The following is a 19,272-nucleotide window of genomic DNA, read 5'->3' as shown; positions in this document are numbered from 1 at the left end:
GGTTAAAGGAATGGAAGAAGAGATAAAACTAAAAGAGAAAGAGATAGCAAAAATCAAAACCGGCAAGTGATTTTTGATAGCAATAGTGAAATGAAAGGAAAGAATAGTGATAGCAAAAAACCGCGCACAATGCGGATTATATTAAACTCGGTCTACGACCGTCCCCTGTCGCTTGCGCATTATGACAGGGGCAGCAGTTCAACATAATGCCGTCTATACATTGTGCGCAGCTTTGTATCTAATCACTCTATGCCTTTCAAATGGTCGATTGGTTTGTTGAACGCACTTTCATGACGTTCAATTTGGCTAGTGTGCAAATATTGCGATGTAGTGTCGATACTTTCGTGGCCAGCGTCGGCTTGTACATGGGATAACGGTCTGCGGTTGATATTGATATCGTGCGTAATGCCGGTGTGACGAATATTGTGGGCAGTAAGTTTGCGCATCTGCGCCGCATCTTGTGTAAAGCCATCGATTTCTATACGTTCTGCAGCCAGATTAATTATTTTTTGAATTTCGTCGCGAACATGACGAATGCCTAGATTGGCATTGAGGATACCAACATCTCGGCCGCGTCCAGCAGCTTTGTGCCGTACAAACAAAGGATGATTTTCGTTTGGTCCTGGATAATCCGTTAATCCTAAAAACTGACGATATTTGACTAACGCATCGAGCAAGGCTTTTGAAATCGCAACACTGCGTCTTTTACCACCTTTACTCAACGGAATATGAAAACTCCAGATGCCCGTTTGCTGATTACGTTTAAACTGGTTCATCACCGGCGAATAACCCGCACGTGCAGACACATCTGAAATGCGTAAATAACAGCAATAAATCAATGTAATGAGGAATAAACTTCTTTGATGTAACTCAGGAAATTCTTCTGCTAGTCCAGTAACGGTCGCCATAATATATGACCATTGTAATTCAGTGAATGCGAGACTATTTTCATCTTCATGACTTTGACGCTGATATTGCCTGTTTGCTGCAAATCGACTGTGATTAAGCCAGATTTGAGCAGGATTCCGCTCACAATATTCTTCACTTGTCAGATACGAATAAAACGAAGACAAAATGGCCATTTTTGTTTTTAACGCATTATCGCTTAACACATAAGGCTGGATTTGCCCGAGTTGTTTTTTGCCGACAAATGTTCGCCATTGCGAGTTTGGAACCCGTTCATCATGCAGTTTATCGTACTTAAACTGTGGCACATTAAAATAACCGATCAGTGCTATCGGCGGTGCTTGGCAATAATCAACGTAACGACTCATGTCTTTGCGCGTAACTTGAATGGGAGACATTGAAACCACATCAAAACACCAATGCAGAAACGTAGTGAGTTCACTGCGATAAGCTTTATAGTTGTTTTCGTTATGCTTTTGCTCAAATAGCCAATCACTGGCATGCTCGATGACTAAGCCCGCATCAATCACCTTTTTCATGCTAATTTGGGTGATATATTGGTTAACAATACTATTGCCAACTTGTATGAATTCAAATGAGTCAAATAACGGGATTACTGGAGGAAGTTGCATATTACATCTGAATTATAAGAGTTTCTTGTATGATAATACTTAAACGCAAATGCCGATAATGTTATTTATCGGCATCAAGATATGTCAGATTTTTAGCGCAACTTGAAAATGAACATTGCTGACAAGTAATACGCTTTTTGCAACAGATCAAGCATAGCTGCCACACTTGCTGTTTCGATTGGCTATCTAAGCACGTGAAGTCAGATGCGCAGATGTGTCCATCATGTATCAGCTGTGCCAATTTATGCGCTGAAATTGATAAGTTAATTCGATTAGTCATGCCCTTTCCCTCCCTATCATTATTTGATAGTAATAGAATACACAAATGAGAATCGTTATCAATAACGTAATTTAAGGATTGCCACTCATCTCGCTATTTTATGCAAGATTTTGCACCGCTTTGAAATGTGTCTACTACACTGATTATGTGATCATTATTTTTACTTGAATGAGGTATCGGATGCTGATTGATCTTGCAAAGAAAAACCCTCTTTTTTCCGGTAAAAAGTCTACCGAGACAACAGAGTCTGGTATTCCTTGGAAGGTATTAGTGGTCGATGATGAACCTGATGTTCATACCGTCACTAAGCTTGCCCTCTCCCGCTTTAAACTTGATGGCCGTGCCCTCACCTTTATCAATGCTTATAGTGCCGAACAAGCAAAAGAATTACTCAATCAAGAACATGACATCGCCATTGCCTTTATTGATGTTGTCATGGAAAGTGACCATGCAGGGTTAGAACTAGTAAAGTGGATCCGTGAAGAATTACTGAATAAAACCACTCGATTGATCTTACGTACAGGCCAGCCAGGGCAAGCACCAGAAGAAGACGTTATCGTCAATTACGATATTAATGATTACAAAGCAAAAGCTGAACTCGATTCCCGTAAGCTGATGACCAGCGTCTACTCAGCCCTTCGCTCTTATCGCGATATCATGGAAATCGAGCAAGCAAGGCGCACCCAAATAAATCACCGTAAGGGCTTAGAAAGAGTACTAGAAGCCACCTCAGGATTATTTGAACTGCGCACCCTGCATAAATTCGCCGATGGGCTACTGACTCAAGTGGCCACTCTACTTAATCTCGATTCAGAAACGCTACTGCTGACTTGTAATGCAATTGATGCGATTAGTGGTCATGTTGAACCTGTCAATATAGAAATCCTTGCTGGTACTGGCCAATTTGCTAATAAATCCCACATTACGCAACTACCTGAACATATTGATCGTCTACTGCGCAGTGCGCTCACCCAACAGCGGTGCCTTTATGAAGACAATTGTTTTATCGGTTACTTTCCCACCAAAGGCGGTTTAATCAATCTACTTTATATGGATGGTATTGATAGAATTGATGATCTTGATAAGAAACTCATTGATATTTTTGCCATCAACGTGGGCATAGCTTTTGAAAATTTGCTGCTCAATCAGGAGGTGGAAGATACACAATCAGAGCTTATTTTACGTTTAGGTGATGTTGTTGAAAGCCGCTCGAAAGAAGCTGCCAATCATGTGAAACGTATGGCGGAGTATTGTTCTCAATTAGCATTACTCGCTGGTTTAAGTGAATACGAAGCCGATTTACTGCGCCATGCGTCAGCACCCTATGATTGGCCATCAAATTCTTGCAAATTCTGAGCGACCAATACTAAAGGCTGCATCAATTATTGCACTGCAACATCATGAAAAATATGATGGTTCTGGTTATCCTGCAAATCTAAAACAAGACGAAATTCACATTTTCTCGCGGATTGTAGCAATCGCAGATGTGTTTGATGCCCTTTCCCATGCCCGCTGCTATAAAACAGCTTGGCCTTTAGAAGAGGTTTTAGCTGAAATGCGTAAAGGGGCGGCAACACACTTTGATCCTCACTTATTACAGCTCTTTATTGAAAATGTAGATATTTTTGTCAAAGTAAAAGAAAACTGGAAGGATCACTAATCTGTATAGTTGATTGTCTTGATATTTAGAAAGCCTATCAGGCACTTTCAAAGATATATCTAACCATTGTCATCTGCGAGAAAATCAAAAACAGCCGTTTTAGTTTCACCATTAACGCTAAAACTCACAAAGCCACGCCAAACCATGTAGCCACTACTACAAGAACCGTAGACTAACTGACCGATATAAGTCATTTCATCAGTTTGCTTCACATTTACAGGAATAACGCCCATAAACATGTCTCTTCCTTCTAAGCGGATTTGCACATTAGAAATTGGCATGGAAGATAACAACTGTAATGTCAATGGCTTTTCGCTTGGTGCACTCCCTGGTGACAAGTGAAAAGTGAGCTCAACATCCCCAATTTTTTTAACACAATTCCCCTTAGAAAATTGGCAAAGTGAAGGATCAAGACTGCTTTTAAGTGTGACTTGCTTTGCATCTTCCTTACAAGCTGTGAGATTGAAGCTAAATAATGCAATAAATAAATAGGGACTCAGACGAGTTAGCACAAAGATTAACCTTATGATGCAATATGTTAACATTCTATGGCGTAGGTTGATCTAGATCAACTTTCCACACCCCTTCTTTGGTATCTTTTTTGATATGGCTCAAGTATCATTGCGAAACCTCATATTTGAGCAAAAATATGCAGGGTAACGCATTGACATCACTCAGCAACCTTAATAGGGAAGCTGAGTTTTATGTCATTTATAACAGGTAAAGCTTGTCTTTACTAAAAGTAAAAGTAATAAGCAGTGGAAGCATTATGATGAACCATTCCCAGCCAACAGGCGCTGATTACAATTACGCCATTGTCCGCCAATTTGCCTTAACCACAGTTTTGTGGGGTATTGTTGGTATGTCAGTCGGCGTATTAATTGCGGCTCAGTTAATCTGGCCTCAGCTGAACTTTGACACTCCTTGGTTAACGTATAGTCGCTTGCGACCATTACACACCAATGCGGTGATCTTCGCGTTCGGTACATCAGCCCTTTTTGCAACATCCTATTATGTCGTACAACGCACCTGTCAAACCCGACTATTTGCACCTAAGTTAGCCGCATTTACGTTTTGGGGATGGCAAGCCATCATTCTGTCAGCAGCTATCTCTTTACCAATGGGTTTCACCCAAGGAAAAGAATACGCTGAATTAGAATGGCCTATCGATATCGCAATTACTATCGTTTGGGTGTCCTACGCTATCGTGTTCTTCGGTACTATTATCAAACGAACAACTTCGCATATTTATGTGGCGAACTGGTTCTTTGGTGCCTTTATTATTACCGTTGCCGTACTACACATAGTTAACTCTATGGCAGTACCAGTCAGTCTGTTCAAGTCATACTCTCTGTATAGCGGCGCTGTCGATGCTATGGTGCAGTGGTGGTATGGTCACAACGCTGTAGGTTTCTTATTAACCGCAGGCTTCTTGGGGATGATGTATTACTTCGTACCTAAGCAAGCAGGTCGTCCTGTGTACTCTTACCGTCTTTCTATTGTCCACTTTTGGGCACTGATCGCACTGTATATCTGGGCTGGTCCTCACCACTTACATTACACAGCTTTACCTGATTGGACTCAGTCTTTAGGTATGGTGATGTCACTTATCCTATTCGCACCTTCTTGGGGCGGTATGATTAACGGTATCATGACCTTGTCTGGTGCTTGGCATAAACTGCGTACTGACCCTGTGTTACGTTTCTTAGTTGTTTCTCTGTCTTTCTACGGTATGTCTACCTTCGAAGGCCCTATGATGGCAATTAAGACAGTTAACGCATTATCACACTATACAGACTGGACTATCGGTCACGTTCACTCCGGCGCGCTAGGCTGGGTTGCAATGGTGTCAATCGGTTCTCTGTATCACTTGATCCCTGTATTGTTCGGTCACGGCCGTATGTACAGTATCAAGTTAATTAACGTCCATTTCTGGTTAGCGACTATTGGTACTGTACTTTACATCGTCTCTATGTGGATTTCAGGTGTAATGCAAGGTCTGATGTGGCGCGCAGTGAATGCTGACGGTACTTTGACTTATAGCTTTGTTGAAAGTCTGGAAGCTTCTTATCCTTTCTACTTTGTACGTTTCCTTGGCGGTTGTTTCTTCCTGACCGGTATGCTGATCATGGCATATAACGTGATCCGTACTGTGAAAGCCTCTAAAGATTCATTGCCAGCATTGGCTGAACCAACAGCGGCTTAAAGGAGCAAACTCGATGAAATTTAATCATGAGATAGTTGAAAAAAACATCGGTTTGTTAGCGATTTTTACTGTTATCGCTATCAGCTTCGGTAGTCTCGTTGAAATCACACCGTTGATTTTTCAAAAAGATACGACTGAGCCAGTTGAAGGTTTAAAGCCATACACTGCCCTGCAAATTGAAGGTCGTGACATCTATGTTCGTGAAGGTTGTTATAACTGTCACAGTCAGATGATCCGTCCTTTACGTGCAGAAACTGAACGTTATGGTCACTACTCTGTCGCGGGCGAATCAGTTTGGGATCATCCATTCCAATGGGGTTCTAAGCGTACGGGTCCTGATCTTGCACGTGTTGGCGGTCGTTATAGCGATAAATGGCATGAAGTTCACTTAATCGATCCTCGTGCTGTAGTACCTCAATCGAATATGCCAGGGTTCCCATGGTTAGCCGAAAACAAGTTAGACGGCAAACTAACGGGTGACAAGATGACTATCCTACGTAACCTGCATAAAGGCGGTTACAAAGGTAATGATCTTTATACCGATGAAGAAATCGCAGGCGCACAGCAAGCTGTTGCGGGTAAGACAGAAATGGACGCCTTGATTGCATATCTTCAGTCTTTGGGTCACGCACTCAAATAAGGAGGCAATATATGGATTACGGCACATTACAAGGCATATTAACCATCATTGTGATGCTGACCTTCGTCGGTATATTTGCTTGGGCATATAGCTCGCGTCGTCAAAAATCATTTGATGAAGCAGCTAACCTTGTGTTTTCCGATGAGGAAGTCAACAAGGTATCGAAGGACTCAGGAGAGAATAAGTGATGAGTAGCTTCTGGAGTGTTTGGATTACTGTACTCTCGTTAGTCGTGATCGCGGGTTGTTTTCTATTACTGCGTGTGTGTTCTAAGAACACCACTGACGTAAAAGAAGGCGAATCCATGGGTCACAGTTTCGACGGTATTGAAGAACTCAATAACCCACTGCCAAAATGGTGGAGTTATATGTTCTATATCACTATCGTGTTTGGCTTGATCTATTTGGCACTATTTCCTGGTTTAGGTAACTACAAAGGCTTATTAGGCTGGACGAGTTCTAACCAGAGTATCGGTACAGAGCATGGCATTAAAGCCGATTCTGCCGCAGCGATTGAGCTAGCAGCAAAAGAAGGTCTTTATGTTCAGTATGATCAAGAAGTAAAACACGCTGATGAAAAATATGGCCCAATCTTCGCGGCTTACTTGGCAACACCACTAGAAGAATTAGTGAAAAACCAAGAAGCGTTGAAAGTGGGTGGCCGTTTGTTCCTGCAAAACTGTGCTCAGTGCCATGGTTCTGATGCACGTGGTAGCAAAGGCTTCCCTAATCTTACCGATGGTGACTGGTTATATGGTGGTGAATTAGCCACGATTAAGACCACTATCATGGCAGGTCGTCATGGCATGATGCCACCCAAAGGTGGTTTGCCAATCGAAGATAGCGAGATTGCTGGTTTAGCTGAATACGTTGTTAAATTGTCTGGTCGTGAGCATGACGAGAAACTCGCTGCCCAAGGTCAAGGCTCATTCATGAAAGGTTGTTTCGCGTGTCATGGTATGGACGCTAAAGGCAACAAGTTTATGGGTGCTCCTAACTTAACTGACGATGTTTGGTTATATGGCGGTAGCCGTGGCATGATCGAAGAGACCATTAAACATGGTCGCGCAGGTGTGATGCCAGCGTGGAAAGACGTTCTCGGTGAAGAGAAAGTTCACGTCATTACAGCTTATGTTTATAGCTTGTCAAACAAGTAATTAGGTATAAGTAACACTAAGGCCTCGAAGACTTCGAGGCCTTTTTTTTAAAGTGCTAAAACCGGCTTTTAACGGTAAAATGGCGCAAATTTTTTGAATGGGTATCTGACATGAGCGAACAACAAGCCTGGTATAAGCAGTTCTGGCCTTGGTTTTTAATTATTCTTCCTTTATGTGCCGTCGTCGCAAGTTTTACCACGCTAAAAATTGCCCTTACGAACTCGGACTCTTTAGTCGCCGAGGATTACTACAAAGATGGCAAAGCCATTAATATGGACTTAAGTAAAGTGAAGTATGCCAAACAAATAGGCATGAATTTTTCACTCGATCAAGCCAATAATGAGATTTTACTGACGCAGCAAGGGGGACCTACATATCAAGCCGCCTTGAAAGTTGAGTTCTATCATCCAACCATTGCCGACAGAGATATGAAACTCACTGCGACGGCCGATGCCAGCAATGTGTATCGCATTACCATCCCTACTACCCTAACCGGCCCTTGGGAAGTTCGCCTCGAAAGCTACGACGGTAAATGGCGAATTCACCAACGCGTTGAATTAAAAGATCACGTCCAACTTTGGCTGAATTGATTGTGGTTAAATAAGTAGCGCTATGACGTATCCAAGTTGTTTTCACTGCCAAGAGCCCGTTCTGACGGGCCAGCAGTTTGTAACTCGCATTAATGACCGTGATGAACTTATGTGTTGCCCTGGCTGTCAGGCGGTTTCTCAAGCGATTGTCGATGCGGGATTACTCAGTTATTACAAGTTCCGCACTGAGCCTGGCAATAAACAGAATGCCCTGGTCCCCGAAGCATTAACGCAATTTAGCGCCTATGACTTGCCCGAAGTGCAGCAAGACTTTGTGCATTCTGAGGACAATGTCGAATCAGTGTCACTCTCCATCGATGGTATCACCTGTGCCGCCTGTGCTTGGTTAATTGAACACAAAGTCAAACAACTCGCGGGCGTGAGCCAAGTGCTAGTCAACTCAACCACCCAACGCGCCATGATCAGTTGGGATAAACGCAAGGTAAAACTTAGCGATATTCTCGGACAAATTAGTCGTATCGGCTATCAAGCCGCGCCCTACCAAGTTGACGAACAAGAGCTCAACAATAAACTCAATAGTCGCAAATTTTTACTGCGTTTAGGCTTAGCTGGCTTTGCGACTATGCAAGTCATGATGTTCGCCCTCGCTCTTTATACTGGATACTTCACCGATTTAGACGTGCAGTATCGGGACTATTTCCGCTGGGTTAGCATGATTTTTGCCACGCCTGTGGTGCTTTATTCGGCGCAACCCTTCTATTTTAGCGCCATTCGTACCCTGCTCAGCGGCAAACTCAATATGGATGTGTCTGTTTCGATTGCCATTGGTGGTGCCTATACCGCAAGCTGTTTTGCCACAGTGAATGGCACAGGCGAAGTGTATTTTGAATCCGTATCCATGTTTACTTTCTTTTTGTTACTTGGGCGTTACTTCGAGCAAAAGGCAAGACAAAAGGCCTCGGTCAACTCCAGTAATTTACATAAACTGGTGCCGCTCACTGCACACTTAATCACCGAAAATGGTCAAGAAGAAATTCCGGCCAAAAAGTTACGCCTCAATGATGTGATCCTTGTGAAACCAGGGGAAATGGTTGCGGCCGATGGTGTGATGATTGAAGGCCACACAAACATCAATGAAGCTATGCTCACAGGTGAGCAAATGCCCATTGAAAAACAGCAAGATCAGCAAGTATACGCAGGTACTATCAACGTCGACCAACCGATAAAAGTTAAAGTTACCGCATTGGGGCAAGACCAACTCGTGGCTGAAATTATTCGACTGCAGGAACTGGCATCCAATACAAAACCTGCGATAGCCCTATTAGCCGATAAATTATCCCGCTATTTCTCGGGTACGATTCTAACAATCGCGACGATCACCTATTTGGTTTGGCAACAGATTTCCCCAGAGGATGCCTTTTGGGTAACGCTATCGGTTCTGGTCGCGACTTGTCCTTGTGCCTTAGCGCTAGCGACACCGACCGCCGTCACCTGTGCAACCGCCATTTTTACCCGTCTTGGGATCATTACCCGCAAAGCCGGCGTATTTGAAAAACTGCCGCAGATTAAGCATGTGGTCTTTGATAAAACTGGCACCCTTACCTGTGGTACGCTCTCTATCGGGCAAACGCAGTGCATGGCCGATTTAACAAAGACGCAGGCCTTAGCTATTGCCGCAGCGCTGGAAACGGGCTCTCGTCATCCGATTGCGGCTGCATTTGCCCTATTTGCCGATAATACCTTGGTCGCAGAACAAGTTCACCATGAAGTCGGCTTTGGTGTTCGAGGCCGTATCGAGGGGACTGACTATTTAATTGGTAATGCTGTATTTACTGGTGCACGTGTCGATACTCAGGACCCAACCCAAAAGATTTGGTTAGCACGCTCAGCCAATGAGCAGCTTGAAGTGCTTGCAAGTTTTGAGATCCAAGACAATATTCGTCAAGACAGTAAGGCCACGATTGAGATATTAAAGCAACAAGGTTGCCGCATTAGTATCGCCAGTGGCGATAGCTCCGGACATGTGCATCAATTGGCCAAAGAGCTGGGAATTGAAGATGTGCACAGCGGATTAACCCCCGCGGGTAAACTTGCCCTAGTAACGAAATTACAACAGCATACTCGCGTGGCGATGTTTGGCGATGGCATCAATGATGCGCCAGTACTTGCGGGGGCTGATTTGTCGGTCGCCATGGGCAGTGGCAGTGCGATTGCCAAAAACAGTGCCGATTTGATTTTACTGGGCGATCATCTATCCCGTTTCACCCAAGCTGTCGCGGTCGCTAAACTGACCACGCAAATTATTAAACAAAATTTAGCGTGGGCGCTGGGTTACAACGCCCTTATCTTGCCTTTAGCTGTCACTGGTCATGTGGCACCTTATATTGCCGCGATTGGCATGTCGGCGAGTTCTTTGATTGTGGTCGGTAATAGCCTGAGATTATTACGGGTAAAAGTGTGATCATAATAAAACGTTTAACCAGATAGTAAGAGGTCATTATGGAAATTATTTATGTGCTTATCCCCATTGCCATGATCTTCGTCGCCATTGCGGTAATGGTATTTTTTTGGGCAGTGAAATCTGAGCAATTTGACGATCTTGACCGTCAAAGTGTTTCTATATTGTTTGATGAAAATACTGACAAACCTGGCCATCTAGCCACCCCCGCCATTCAGTCAACAGCAGAACATGATGACATCGCAGCGCAGCAAGCGATAAAAAATCAGCAAAAAGGCATGCCTTTGTGATTGAGTACAATGTCACCGGTGCCTATCTCGTCGGCTTGATGGGAGCTGCACATTGTTTTGGTATGTGTGGCGGTTTAGTGGGCGCTTTTTCCGCCCAAATCCCTCATCCTAAAATAGGTAACCAGCTGGCCCATCAGCTTAAATATTTACTGAGTTACAATTTAGGCCGTATTTTAAGTTACACCTTAGCGGGCGGCTTAGTGGGCGCATCGTCGGCAGGTCTTGGTCGCTTATTTGAGCTGGATATTTATCTGATTATCCTGCGCATGGTTGCTGGACTGATGATGATCGCCACAGGACTTTACATCGCTAAAATTTGGGTTGGAATCGTGCAAATTGAGCGTGTAGGTCAATGGCTATGGCAATATTTAAAACCGCTAGCGCAGCGCCTTGTTCCAATCAAGAATCCGAGCCAAGCAGTCATGGCAGGATTCATTTGGGGCTGGCTCCCCTGCGGCCTCGTCTATAGCACCTTAACTTGGTCGGTTGCATCTGGCTCTGCCAGCCAAGGCGCCTTAATTATGTTAGCCTTTGGCTTGGGTACTTTACCCGCCCTATTAAGCGCTGGCATGGCGGCAAAACGCCTTGCTGCATGGGTACAAAAGAAAACCGTTAGACTATTGAGCGGCTTACTGTTAATTGCCTTTGGTGGTCAAACTTTATATATCGCACTCGCGCAGCTAAACTAGCCCAAGTGAGTGAATTGGTTTAACATGGTTGCAGTGGATAAACTTGAGAATCAACATGACAATTGAACAAAATAAGAATCGTCGTCCTGCCGCTAGCGGATGCACAATCCATTGTCACGATTGCAGTATGGGTACCCTTTGTATTCCTTTTACCCTCAATGCAAGTGAGCTAGATCAGCTCGATGATATTATTGAGCGTAAAAAGCCAATCCAGAAAGGCGAGCAAATTTTTAAGTCAGGAGATGCGTTGAAATCCCTGTTTGCGATCCGCTCTGGCACCATCAAAAGTTACACTATTACCGAGCAAGGTGATGAGCAGATAACTGGCTTCCATCTTGCGGGTGATGTGATTGGTTTTGATGGTATTCACGCTCAGTTACATCAGAGTTTTGCACAGGCCCTCGAAACCTCTATGGTTTGTGAAATCCCCTTTAATATCCTCGATGAACTTTCGGGCACTATGCCTAAATTACGTCAGCAGATCATGCGTCTAATGAGTAATGAGATCATGAGCGATCAAGAAATGATCCTGCTGCTCAGTAAGAAAAATGCCGAAGAACGTCTAGCAGCGTTTATCAGCAATTTAGCAAATCGTTTCGGCAGCCGTGGCTTCTCACCCAAAGAATTCCGCTTAACCATGACCCGCGGTGACATTGGCAATTATCTCGGTTTAACCGTTGAGACCATCAGCCGCTTACTTGGACGCTTCCAAAAGTCAGGCTTGATTGAGGTTAAGGGAAAGTACATCACGATCCTCGACTCGCAAGAGCTAAATCTGTTAGCGGGTAATTCTCGCATCGCGAGATAGTCAATCGCAAGAGCATTAAACGTGAGAGGTCAAGCCTAAATAATTGTCGCCAATAGCATAACAGTTTAATGGTAAAAGCTGTGCTTGCTAGACATGTCATGCAGATTAAGGCATGATTTTTAAGCGAGTTTTAATCAATTTCAAATGAGTTTGATCTAGAACAATACAGCTCACTGCCAAAGGCTCATGATGATATTGAGCCTATGACTAAAGGAACCAAACATGAAGGATTATCAAAAAATACTGGTTGTGGTTGACCCTACCACTGAGAATCAAGTTGCCCTTGCACGAGCGGTCGCCTTGGCCAGTAAATGCAACGCTCAAGTCACTGTGTTTCTTTCTATCTTCGACTTCTCTTACGAAATGACTTCGATTCTGTCGAATCAAGAACGCGAAGCCATGCGTCAAGGTGTCATAGATCAACGGCTCGCTTGGATCCAAGACTTACTCGCCGCTTATACTCATCTGCAACTCAATATCGATACTCAAGTCATTTGGCATAACCGCCCCTTTGAAAGCATTATTAATCATGCTATTTCAGGGCAATACGATTTGATTGTTAAAGGCACCCATGCCCACGACAAACTCAAGGCGGTGATCTTCACTCCAACTGATTGGCATTTAATGCGTAAAGCCCCTGTGCCAGTGTTGATGGTGAAAGCCCATGACTGGCCAGCCGCAGGCAAAATCCTCTGTGCTGTGAATGTGGCAACCGAAGATACCGATCATCAAATGCTTAACGGTAAAATTATTGAACATGCAAAAGATTTGGCGAAAAAGTTCTCTGCTGAAGTACATTTAGTTAATGGTTATCCCGGCACGCCAGTTAACTTAGCCATTGAGCTTCCTGACTTTGATGCCCAGTCATACAACGAAACCATTCGCATGCAGCATGAGCAGCGCGTGAGTTATCTTGCGAGCGCTTATAATATTAATCCAAGTCATTGCCATGTAAAAGAAGGTTTACCAGAAGATGTGATCCCTGAACTGGCTGAAAAACTTGATGCTGAATTGGTGATCCTAGGGACTGTTGGTCGTACCGGATTTTCAGCAGCATTGATAGGCAATACCGCTGAACATGTTATCGATAGCATCAACTGCGATTTATTGGCTATTAAGCCCGACGGTTATAAATCACCGTTAGAAGAAGCCTAAGCAATACGCGGCTCTTTACCCCGCCAAAGATAGCTGGAATAATACGCGCCCTGAAACTGTGTTACTGGGCGCTTTTTTATGCTTGAAGCTATATCTGAAGTTACGGTAAATCCTATGCCGGAAGAATTATCAAAAAAACAAACTACCCGTCTGAATAAATTACAGAAGCGGCTTCGTCGTGAAGTGGGCAGCGCGATTGCCGATTACAATATGATTGAAGATGGCGATAAGATCATGTGCTGCCTCAGTGGCGGTAAAGACAGCTACGCCATGCTCGATATTTTGATGAATCTGCAGCAACGTGCGCCCATTCAGTTTGAAATCATTGCGGTTAATTTAGATCAGAAGCAACCGGGCTTCCCTGAGCATGTATTGCCCGCCTATCTCGATAAGCTCAATGTGCCTTATCACATCCTCGAGAAAGATACTTACTCGATAGTGAAAGACAAAATCCCTGAAGGTAAAACCACCTGCTCCTTGTGCTCTCGCCTGCGCCGCGGCACGCTTTATGGCTTTGCTCAGCGTATCGGCGCCACTAAAATCGCCCTAGGCCATCACAGGGATGACATTATCGAGACCTTGTTCTTAAATATGTTCTTTGGCGGTAAGATGAAAGCAATGCCGCCAAAGCTGCTGTCGGATGATGGTGCTAATATCGTCATACGTCCCCTAGCCTATTGTCGCGAGAAAGATCTCGAAGAATATGCCAGCTTAAAAGAATTTCCAATCATTCCATGCAACTTGTGTGGCTCACAGGAAAACTTAAAGCGCGCCGCAGTCAAAGACATGCTAAATCAATGGGATAAACAATACCCCGGACGCATTGAAACGATTTTCACCGCCATGCAAAACACCGCACCATCACAGGGTGTTGACCGTGAACAGTTCGACTTTGTGTCTCTAACACGTGACCCAGATGCGCCTATGCGTGGTGATGTTGCTGAAGCCAATCTACCTGCATTCGATTTTCTTGATATCGCCAATAGCGGTCGTATCGATTTGGATGCAGCAAAACGCATTGATATTGTTAACACTTACGAAGTCTAACTTAGACTGAATTTAGCGCCTATTCAGTAAGAGAAGTTAACGCAACGAAAGTAAACAAGATAAATTAACACAACAAAAATGCCCACTTAATGTGGGCATTTTTATGGCTACAGAATAAGTTTATCTTTGAGCCAGCGCTTCTGAATCGCTTATCTCAAGACACCTATTCAAGATACAAAGATGATTACTTCACCCAAGGACTCAACACTAATGGCTGGGCACTGAAGCTGAGCGTGGTGATGCTTTCAAGTTCATTAGCGGCTAATTTATAACTGCCTTTTATCGCTTTTTCACGGCCATTAAGGCGTACATAGACTTCTTGTTCAGGTGAGAATTCAAAGTTTAAGCCAGTAATGGATTCCCTAAAATAACGCATCGGGAAGCCTTGCATAGCACCGAGCAGCGTGTCCATCTCAGTCATGATTTGTTGTAAGCGCGTTTTATCGTACTCGGCTAATGTCTGTTTTGCTCTAACTTGCATTGCAATACCACATCCCTCAGCGCTGCCAGCGAAATGCAGATTAACCAAGGCTCGCTGATCTTTTAAATCATCATCTAAGGGAATGAATAACCGCTGAGCATCAGTATACGTCAGTGGCGTTGAGGTTTTTTCACTGGAAATAGAACCACTTTGGATCAAACAATTCTTTTGCATTGGAACACTAAAAGCCACTTCCACGAGTTGATAACCGCCTTTATTGACTTGTTTTAACCTATCATAAAAGCCTTTATATTCAAGGGATACAGTTTCTGCAGCGGCGCTAGTTGCCAAAAAAAACAGGCTACTAAACAACAGTTTTTTATACATCGACATTCACCAAATATTTTTCATTATGACGTAACATATCAAGCAGCTCATCAATATAAGCTTCTTGTCTTTCAGAATAATTCACTAAACCGTAAATCAATTGATCCGCTGTTGGCTCTAGCTCCTGTGAACGTAAATCTGCTCGAATAGAGCGAAATAACGCATAGGCAGTATTAGAATTTAAATTACGCATATAGGATGAAACCGATTCATCGACCGATGAAAACACTTTTACCTCATGACTTTTACCCGAACCACGTGAAGACGGCACTATGCCGCAGCCAGAAGTAAAACACCATTCACCAAAAAAGTTAAAACCTTCTCTGGCAAAACGTGAACTCCCCCAACCCGATTCATTCGCGGCTTGAATTAACACCATAGATTCCGGCACGATATCTACACGTTTAAGTAAGCTTGCTAATGACTTAGCATCTACGTTACGCGCCGCATATTGGTATTTATCAAATAACGCATTGATCTGCGCTAATTCAGTATCAGATAAACTCTTACCATTATCGACTAAGGCAAGCATCTCATTGATAAAGCCACGCTCCATCAAGATAATGGCATTCTGTTGCTGAACAATCGGCCGCAGGAAATCAAAAAAAGCTTTCTTCTTTTCGGTAATGTCGCTGATCGCTGAAAAGTCAGGGACTTGCGTAACAGGATCGACATCGCTGACGAATTGGGGCGCAATAGCGGATGAGTCATTCGAGTGAGGAATGATCCAAACTCGTAATGCAAAAATCGCCACTATGACCATGGCTAATGCCAATGTAAACGAACCGATTCTACCCGTTTTCAATCATTCACCTTAGGTGTAACGCCCTTATTGGGCAAATAAAGGCCGGATTATAAGCTATTTGTCAGATTTCACGAAATTTGCCCATCATCATGATCACGAACTCAGGTATAATATTAAGCCTGAGGCACCATTATCGAGTCGAGCTTGCTATTACGCCGTCATTTATAGATGCAAGCATTTGACTGAGTATTTATACTAAGGTTCCTTAGCGTTATCACCATTGCACAACGGCTCATGAGCCATCCCGCTTATAGCGACAATGGATGGCTATGACATTAAATTTTCGGGTATTCAGGAAGGAAAAACCCAGATGCAGCATTTGATGTTAAATCAATTTGAACGTGTCGTCGCCATCGGCGGAGGCCATGGTTTAGGCCGAGTATTATCCTCGCTCGATTTTTTAGGCAACCGCCTTACAGGGATTGTCGCCACCACTGATAATGGCGGTTCTACTGGTCGACTGAGAGCCGAACAAGACTGCATTGCTTGGGGGGATTTACGTAACTGCTTATCCCATTTAGCTAATCGTCCTTCCGTTGGCTCGCAATTGTTTGAATACCGTTTCCAAGGTGCCACTGAACTCAGTGGTCATAATTTAGGTAACTTAATCTTACTGGCTCTTGATCAACTCTGTGTTCGTCCATTAGAAGCGGTTAATCTCATCCGTAACTTACTTAAGATAGAAACCCAACTTATTCCCATGTCAGAGCAGCCCACTCACTTAGTGGCTCTGCAAGCCTGTGGCAGTAAAGTCTTTGGGGAGATCAATGTCGACAGTATGAATGAGGCTCCTATCGCGCTCTGCCTTGAGCCGCAGGTCGATGCCACCTTTGAAGCCTGTGAGGCCGTTCGGCACGCAGATTTAGTTATCCTAGGCCCTGGGAGTTTCTTAACCAGTATCATGCCGCCGCTGCTGTTACCTAAGTTCGCGAAAAGCCTCGCCGCTACTAAAGCACAGGTGATCTTTATCGATAACCTTGCCGAAGAGGCCTCACCCGCAGGTCGGTTTAGCATTGAGCAACGTATCGCTTGGTGTCACCAAGTGATTGGCAAGCCCATTATTCACAAAGTACTTCGCCACGGTGAACAAACGCGTTTAGGGCCACTGATTAACTATTTTCCGTTGAAGAATCGCCATAATCCAAACTTGCATGATCAAGCGAACCTATTAGATGCATTAAGCGCCCTGCTGCGACTCAATGATCTCACTCAACAACCGCTTGCCTGCTAACGCTTACCTGTTAATCATTCAATCGAAATAATAAAGGACAGCAAGTGCTGTCCTTTATATTGTAAAGCTAAAAGGAATGTCCCTTTAGTCTGTCTATAAGGCTGCAATAACCATTACAACACTTGTGCTATGGCTTTACAGATAACAGGCATATTCGTCTTAGTCATGCCTGCAACGCTAATGCGTCCAGAGCCGACGATATAGACACCAAATTCGTCTTTCAAACGTGCCACTTGGGCTTTGTTTAAACCTGAGAAACTGAACATGCCATTTTGGCGAGAAATAAAACTGAAGTCCTGAGTCACGCCCTCAGCCTTTAAGCTATCAACAAACAGAGTACGCATTTCGGCGATACGTTCACGCATCTCTTTGACTTCCTGCACCCACATGGCTTTCAGAGCTGCATCATTTAATATCGTGCTGACGATCAGTGCGCCGTGGGCTGGCGGATTAGAATAGTTGGCGCGTATGGTACGTTTCACTTGGCTAAAAGCACGTACGGCAGCATCAGTATCTTCAGCCACCACAGTCACGGCGCCAATACGCTCGTTGTATAGACCAAAGTTTTTAGAGAAAGAGTTAGCGACCAGCAACTCAGACACTTTAGACGCGACTAAACGCAGACCTGCCGCATCTTCTTCAATGCCAGCACCAAAACCTTGATAAGCAAAGTCAAACAGTGGCACGAGTTTCTTATCAGCACACAATTGAGCAACAAGTTCCCATTGCGCCAACGTTAAATCGATACCCGTTGGGTTATGGCAGCAACCGTGTAGCAGCACGACATCACCCGCATTGGCGTGAGACAAGTCAGTCATCATGGTATCGAAATCGATGTCATGGGCTTCTGCTTTGTAATAACCGTACTCTTTAACCGTTAAACCCGCCGTTTCAAAAATATTTTGATGGTTGGCCCACGTTGGATTGCTCACCCAAATAGTGTGCGAATCGGTATTACGCAGCAAAAACTCAGCAGCAATACGCAGTGCTCCTGTACCACCAGGAGCTTGCGCTGTGGCAGCACGGCCAGAAGAAATTAATGCACTGCCTTCGCCGAACAACAAGGTTTGTACTACACGGTTATAAGCTTGAACGCCTTCAATGCCTAAGTAGTTTTTGGTCTTCTCTTGCTCAAGTAAAATGGCCTCGGCTTTTTTCACTGAAGCCAGAACGGGAGTCTGTCCTACCTCATCCTTATAAATGCCAACACCAAGATTAACTTTATCCTGACGCGGATCAGCTTTAAAGGTATCGGTTAAACCAAGAATTGGATCAGCGGGTGCGAGTAATACTTGAGAGAAAATCATGACTACGTATCCTAATATGCGCGTGTAGGGGAAATTTCGGCTTATTTATACCACTGTCTTTAAGGGGGTAATAGCGACTTAAGTCCCTTCTTAGGGAAATTATTACACTATTGTCGATTCAACAATAAAAAGTACATTTTATTACGCAATTATTAGCCAAATAGTGACATTACTTAAATAAAGCGATTTACAACATCTAGATCACAAAATCACTCAGTTTTGTATTGTAGAAAAGAAACAGGTCAGAAGTCGCAATACTGAATGAGTAAAATAGTGGGCTTGGGCCTAACCAATCTATAGCTGTAGTGATACTAGATTAAGAATCATGAAATGTGGGTGTAGAAGTTATAAAGCAAAAAAGCCCTGACATCAGTCCTGTCTCTTCTACACAAATCCCTCGGTTTGCCCCGGGGGATTTTTTTGAACCATTTTTAATTAACCTGATCTGATCCTGACCTTTTGTTTCAGATACCACATGCCATGTTTTTAAGTGAACCATCACTCTGGGCACAGAGCATTTTTCAGCGCGCAAAATTAGGGGATGTACGAAGGACCAAACGGCTTGTACAGTTGGCGGCTCAACTTGCAGCTCATACAGGACAATCTATCGTGCAATCTCTTTCATATCGTGCAATCTCTTTCA

The 19,272-nt window shown here is 43.9% G+C and carries 19 protein-coding genes and 1 pseudogene; 14 read left to right on the top strand and 6 right to left on the bottom strand.

The features are described 5' to 3' along the window. Positions 1-242: 242 nt before the first annotated feature. Positions 243-1,538 (bottom strand): tyrosine-type recombinase/integrase, encoded by a 1,296-nt coding sequence (locus tag L5M38_RS22045; RefSeq protein WP_263180305.1) that lies wholly within the window; start codon positions 1,536-1,538, stop codon positions 243-245. Between the two features lie 61 nt (positions 1,539-1,599). After that, positions 1,600-1,818: a hypothetical protein gene (locus tag L5M38_RS22040; RefSeq protein ID WP_105252484.1), complete on the bottom strand. Its 219-nt coding sequence runs from the start codon at positions 1,816-1,818 to the stop codon at positions 1,600-1,602. A gap of 180 nt (positions 1,819-1,998) precedes the next feature. On the opposite strand from L5M38_RS22040, the pseudogene L5M38_RS22035 reads away from it, so the two are divergent. After that, a pseudogene (locus L5M38_RS22035) lies at positions 1,999-3,478 on the top strand (DUF3369 domain-containing protein). 59 nt (positions 3,479-3,537) lie between these two features. On the opposite strand, the gene L5M38_RS22030 reads toward L5M38_RS22035, so the two are convergent. After that, the gene (locus L5M38_RS22030) at positions 3,538-4,023 is read right to left on the bottom strand and encodes a hypothetical protein (RefSeq protein ID WP_411569029.1); all 486 of its coding nucleotides are present in this window, start codon (positions 4,021-4,023) and stop codon (positions 3,538-3,540) included. Between the two features lie 224 nt (positions 4,024-4,247). Between L5M38_RS22030 and ccoN the strand changes: the two genes are divergently transcribed. The 11 genes from ccoN (at position 4,248) to ttcA (ending at position 14,478) form a co-directional block, all read left to right on the top strand. Then, the gene (gene ccoN / locus L5M38_RS22025; RefSeq protein WP_028759964.1) at positions 4,248-5,684 is read left to right on the top strand and encodes a cytochrome-c oxidase, cbb3-type subunit I; all 1,437 of its coding nucleotides are present in this window, start codon (positions 4,248-4,250) and stop codon (positions 5,682-5,684) included. Positions 5,685-5,697: 13 nt separating this feature from the next. Continuing rightward, positions 5,698-6,324 (top strand): cytochrome-c oxidase, cbb3-type subunit II, encoded by a 627-nt coding sequence (gene ccoO, locus L5M38_RS22020; RefSeq protein WP_028759965.1) that lies wholly within the window; start codon positions 5,698-5,700, stop codon positions 6,322-6,324. 11 nt (positions 6,325-6,335) lie between these two features. Beyond that, entirely contained in the window at positions 6,336-6,512 is a 177-nt protein-coding gene (locus L5M38_RS22015) for a CcoQ/FixQ family Cbb3-type cytochrome c oxidase assembly chaperone (protein WP_028759966.1), read from the top strand. Further along, the gene (ccoP, locus tag L5M38_RS22010) at positions 6,512-7,480 is read left to right on the top strand and encodes a cytochrome-c oxidase, cbb3-type subunit III (protein WP_028759967.1); all 969 of its coding nucleotides are present in this window, start codon (positions 6,512-6,514) and stop codon (positions 7,478-7,480) included. The genes L5M38_RS22015 and ccoP overlap by 1 nt, the downstream gene beginning before the upstream one ends. Positions 7,481-7,590: 110 nt before the next feature. Beyond that, positions 7,591-8,070, top strand: coding sequence for a FixH family protein (locus L5M38_RS22005; RefSeq protein ID WP_263143446.1), 480 nt, complete (start codon positions 7,591-7,593; stop codon positions 8,068-8,070). A gap of 22 nt (positions 8,071-8,092) precedes the next feature. Next, positions 8,093-10,492 carry a heavy metal translocating P-type ATPase gene (locus L5M38_RS22000; protein WP_263166230.1) on the top strand — a complete coding sequence of 800 codons (2,400 nt, stop codon included), beginning with the start codon at positions 8,093-8,095 and terminating at the stop codon, positions 10,490-10,492. 38 nt (positions 10,493-10,530) lie between these two features. Next, entirely contained in the window at positions 10,531-10,779 is a 249-nt protein-coding gene (gene ccoS / locus L5M38_RS21995; protein WP_028759970.1) for a cbb3-type cytochrome oxidase assembly protein CcoS, read from the top strand. After that, positions 10,776-11,468, top strand: coding sequence for a sulfite exporter TauE/SafE family protein (locus tag L5M38_RS21990; protein WP_263180304.1), 693 nt, complete (start codon positions 10,776-10,778; stop codon positions 11,466-11,468). Before ccoS ends, L5M38_RS21990 begins: the two co-directional genes overlap by 4 nt. A 55-nt stretch (positions 11,469-11,523) precedes the next feature. Further along, a complete protein-coding gene (etrA, locus tag L5M38_RS21985) occupies positions 11,524-12,276 on the top strand; it encodes an electron transport transcriptional regulator EtrA (RefSeq protein WP_006081599.1) in 753 nt (250 codons plus the stop codon). A 222-nt stretch (positions 12,277-12,498) separates the two neighbouring features. Further along, complete coding sequence (uspE, locus tag L5M38_RS21980; RefSeq protein WP_263180303.1) at positions 12,499-13,431, top strand: universal stress protein UspE; 933 nt, start codon at positions 12,499-12,501, stop codon at positions 13,429-13,431. Between the two features lie 78 nt (positions 13,432-13,509). Continuing rightward, positions 13,510-14,478, top strand: a complete 969-nt coding sequence (gene ttcA, locus L5M38_RS21975) for a tRNA 2-thiocytidine(32) synthetase TtcA (protein ID WP_173244915.1) — start codon at positions 13,510-13,512, stop codon at positions 14,476-14,478. A 184-nt stretch (positions 14,479-14,662) separates the two neighbouring features. Here the strand turns inward: ttcA and L5M38_RS21970 are convergent, their stop codons facing one another. Together L5M38_RS21970 and L5M38_RS21965 are read right to left on the bottom strand one after the other, a co-directional pair. After that, positions 14,663-15,286: a DUF2987 domain-containing protein gene (locus L5M38_RS21970; RefSeq protein WP_131524185.1), complete on the bottom strand. Its 624-nt coding sequence runs from the start codon at positions 15,284-15,286 to the stop codon at positions 14,663-14,665. Further along, positions 15,279-16,091, bottom strand: a complete 813-nt coding sequence (locus tag L5M38_RS21965) for a glucosaminidase domain-containing protein (RefSeq protein ID WP_028759975.1) — start codon at positions 16,089-16,091, stop codon at positions 15,279-15,281. Before L5M38_RS21965 ends, L5M38_RS21970 begins: the two co-directional genes overlap by 8 nt. Positions 16,092-16,401: 310 nt before the next feature. Between L5M38_RS21965 and L5M38_RS21960 the strand changes: the two genes are divergently transcribed. Further along, positions 16,402-17,322, top strand: a complete 921-nt coding sequence (locus L5M38_RS21960) for a YvcK family protein (RefSeq protein ID WP_113940492.1) — start codon at positions 16,402-16,404, stop codon at positions 17,320-17,322. Positions 17,323-17,435: 113 nt separating this feature from the next. On the opposite strand, the gene L5M38_RS21955 is transcribed toward L5M38_RS21960, so the two are convergent. Beyond that, positions 17,436-18,629 (bottom strand): amino acid aminotransferase, encoded by a 1,194-nt coding sequence (locus L5M38_RS21955; RefSeq protein ID WP_113940493.1) that lies wholly within the window; start codon positions 18,627-18,629, stop codon positions 17,436-17,438. 480 nt (positions 18,630-19,109) lie between these two features. Between L5M38_RS21955 and L5M38_RS21950 the strand changes: the two genes are divergently transcribed. Next, positions 19,110-19,272 (top strand): transposase (locus L5M38_RS21950; protein WP_263180306.1); only part of this gene is annotated, 163 nt, incomplete at its 3' end.

It is taken from the genome of Shewanella sp. SM101, from assembly GCF_025654465.1.
Taxonomy (GTDB): domain Bacteria; phylum Pseudomonadota; class Gammaproteobacteria; order Enterobacterales; family Shewanellaceae; genus Shewanella; species Shewanella oncorhynchi.
This window is presented reverse-complemented; position numbering and strand designations above follow the sequence as displayed.

Coding starts and splice junctions, on each gene's coding strand:
- L5M38_RS22045 (WP_263180305.1), bottom strand. CDS start 1,538: ATGCAACTTCCTCCAGTAATCCCGTTATTTGACTCATTTGAATTCATA.
- L5M38_RS22040 (WP_105252484.1), bottom strand. CDS start 1,818: ATGACTAATCGAATTAACTTATCAATTTCAGCGCATAAATTGGCACAG.
- L5M38_RS22030 (WP_411569029.1), bottom strand. CDS start 4,023: ATGTTAACATATTGCATCATAAGGTTAATCTTTGTGCTAACTCGTCTG.
- ccoN (WP_028759964.1), top strand. CDS start 4,248: ATGATGAACCATTCCCAGCCAACAGGCGCTGATTACAATTACGCCATT.
- ccoO (WP_028759965.1), top strand. CDS start 5,698: ATGAAATTTAATCATGAGATAGTTGAAAAAAACATCGGTTTGTTAGCG.
- L5M38_RS22015 (WP_028759966.1), top strand. CDS start 6,336: ATGGATTACGGCACATTACAAGGCATATTAACCATCATTGTGATGCTG.
- ccoP (WP_028759967.1), top strand. CDS start 6,512: ATGAGTAGCTTCTGGAGTGTTTGGATTACTGTACTCTCGTTAGTCGTG.
- L5M38_RS22005 (WP_263143446.1), top strand. CDS start 7,591: ATGAGCGAACAACAAGCCTGGTATAAGCAGTTCTGGCCTTGGTTTTTA.
- L5M38_RS22000 (WP_263166230.1), top strand. CDS start 8,093: ATGACGTATCCAAGTTGTTTTCACTGCCAAGAGCCCGTTCTGACGGGC.
- ccoS (WP_028759970.1), top strand. CDS start 10,531: ATGGAAATTATTTATGTGCTTATCCCCATTGCCATGATCTTCGTCGCC.
- etrA (WP_006081599.1), top strand. CDS start 11,524: ATGACAATTGAACAAAATAAGAATCGTCGTCCTGCCGCTAGCGGATGC.
- uspE (WP_263180303.1), top strand. CDS start 12,499: ATGAAGGATTATCAAAAAATACTGGTTGTGGTTGACCCTACCACTGAG.
- ttcA (WP_173244915.1), top strand. CDS start 13,510: ATGCTTGAAGCTATATCTGAAGTTACGGTAAATCCTATGCCGGAAGAA.
- L5M38_RS21970 (WP_131524185.1), bottom strand. CDS start 15,286: ATGTATAAAAAACTGTTGTTTAGTAGCCTGTTTTTTTTGGCAACTAGC.
- L5M38_RS21960 (WP_113940492.1), top strand. CDS start 16,402: ATGCAGCATTTGATGTTAAATCAATTTGAACGTGTCGTCGCCATCGGC.
- L5M38_RS21955 (WP_113940493.1), bottom strand. CDS start 18,629: ATGATTTTCTCTCAAGTATTACTCGCACCCGCTGATCCAATTCTTGGT.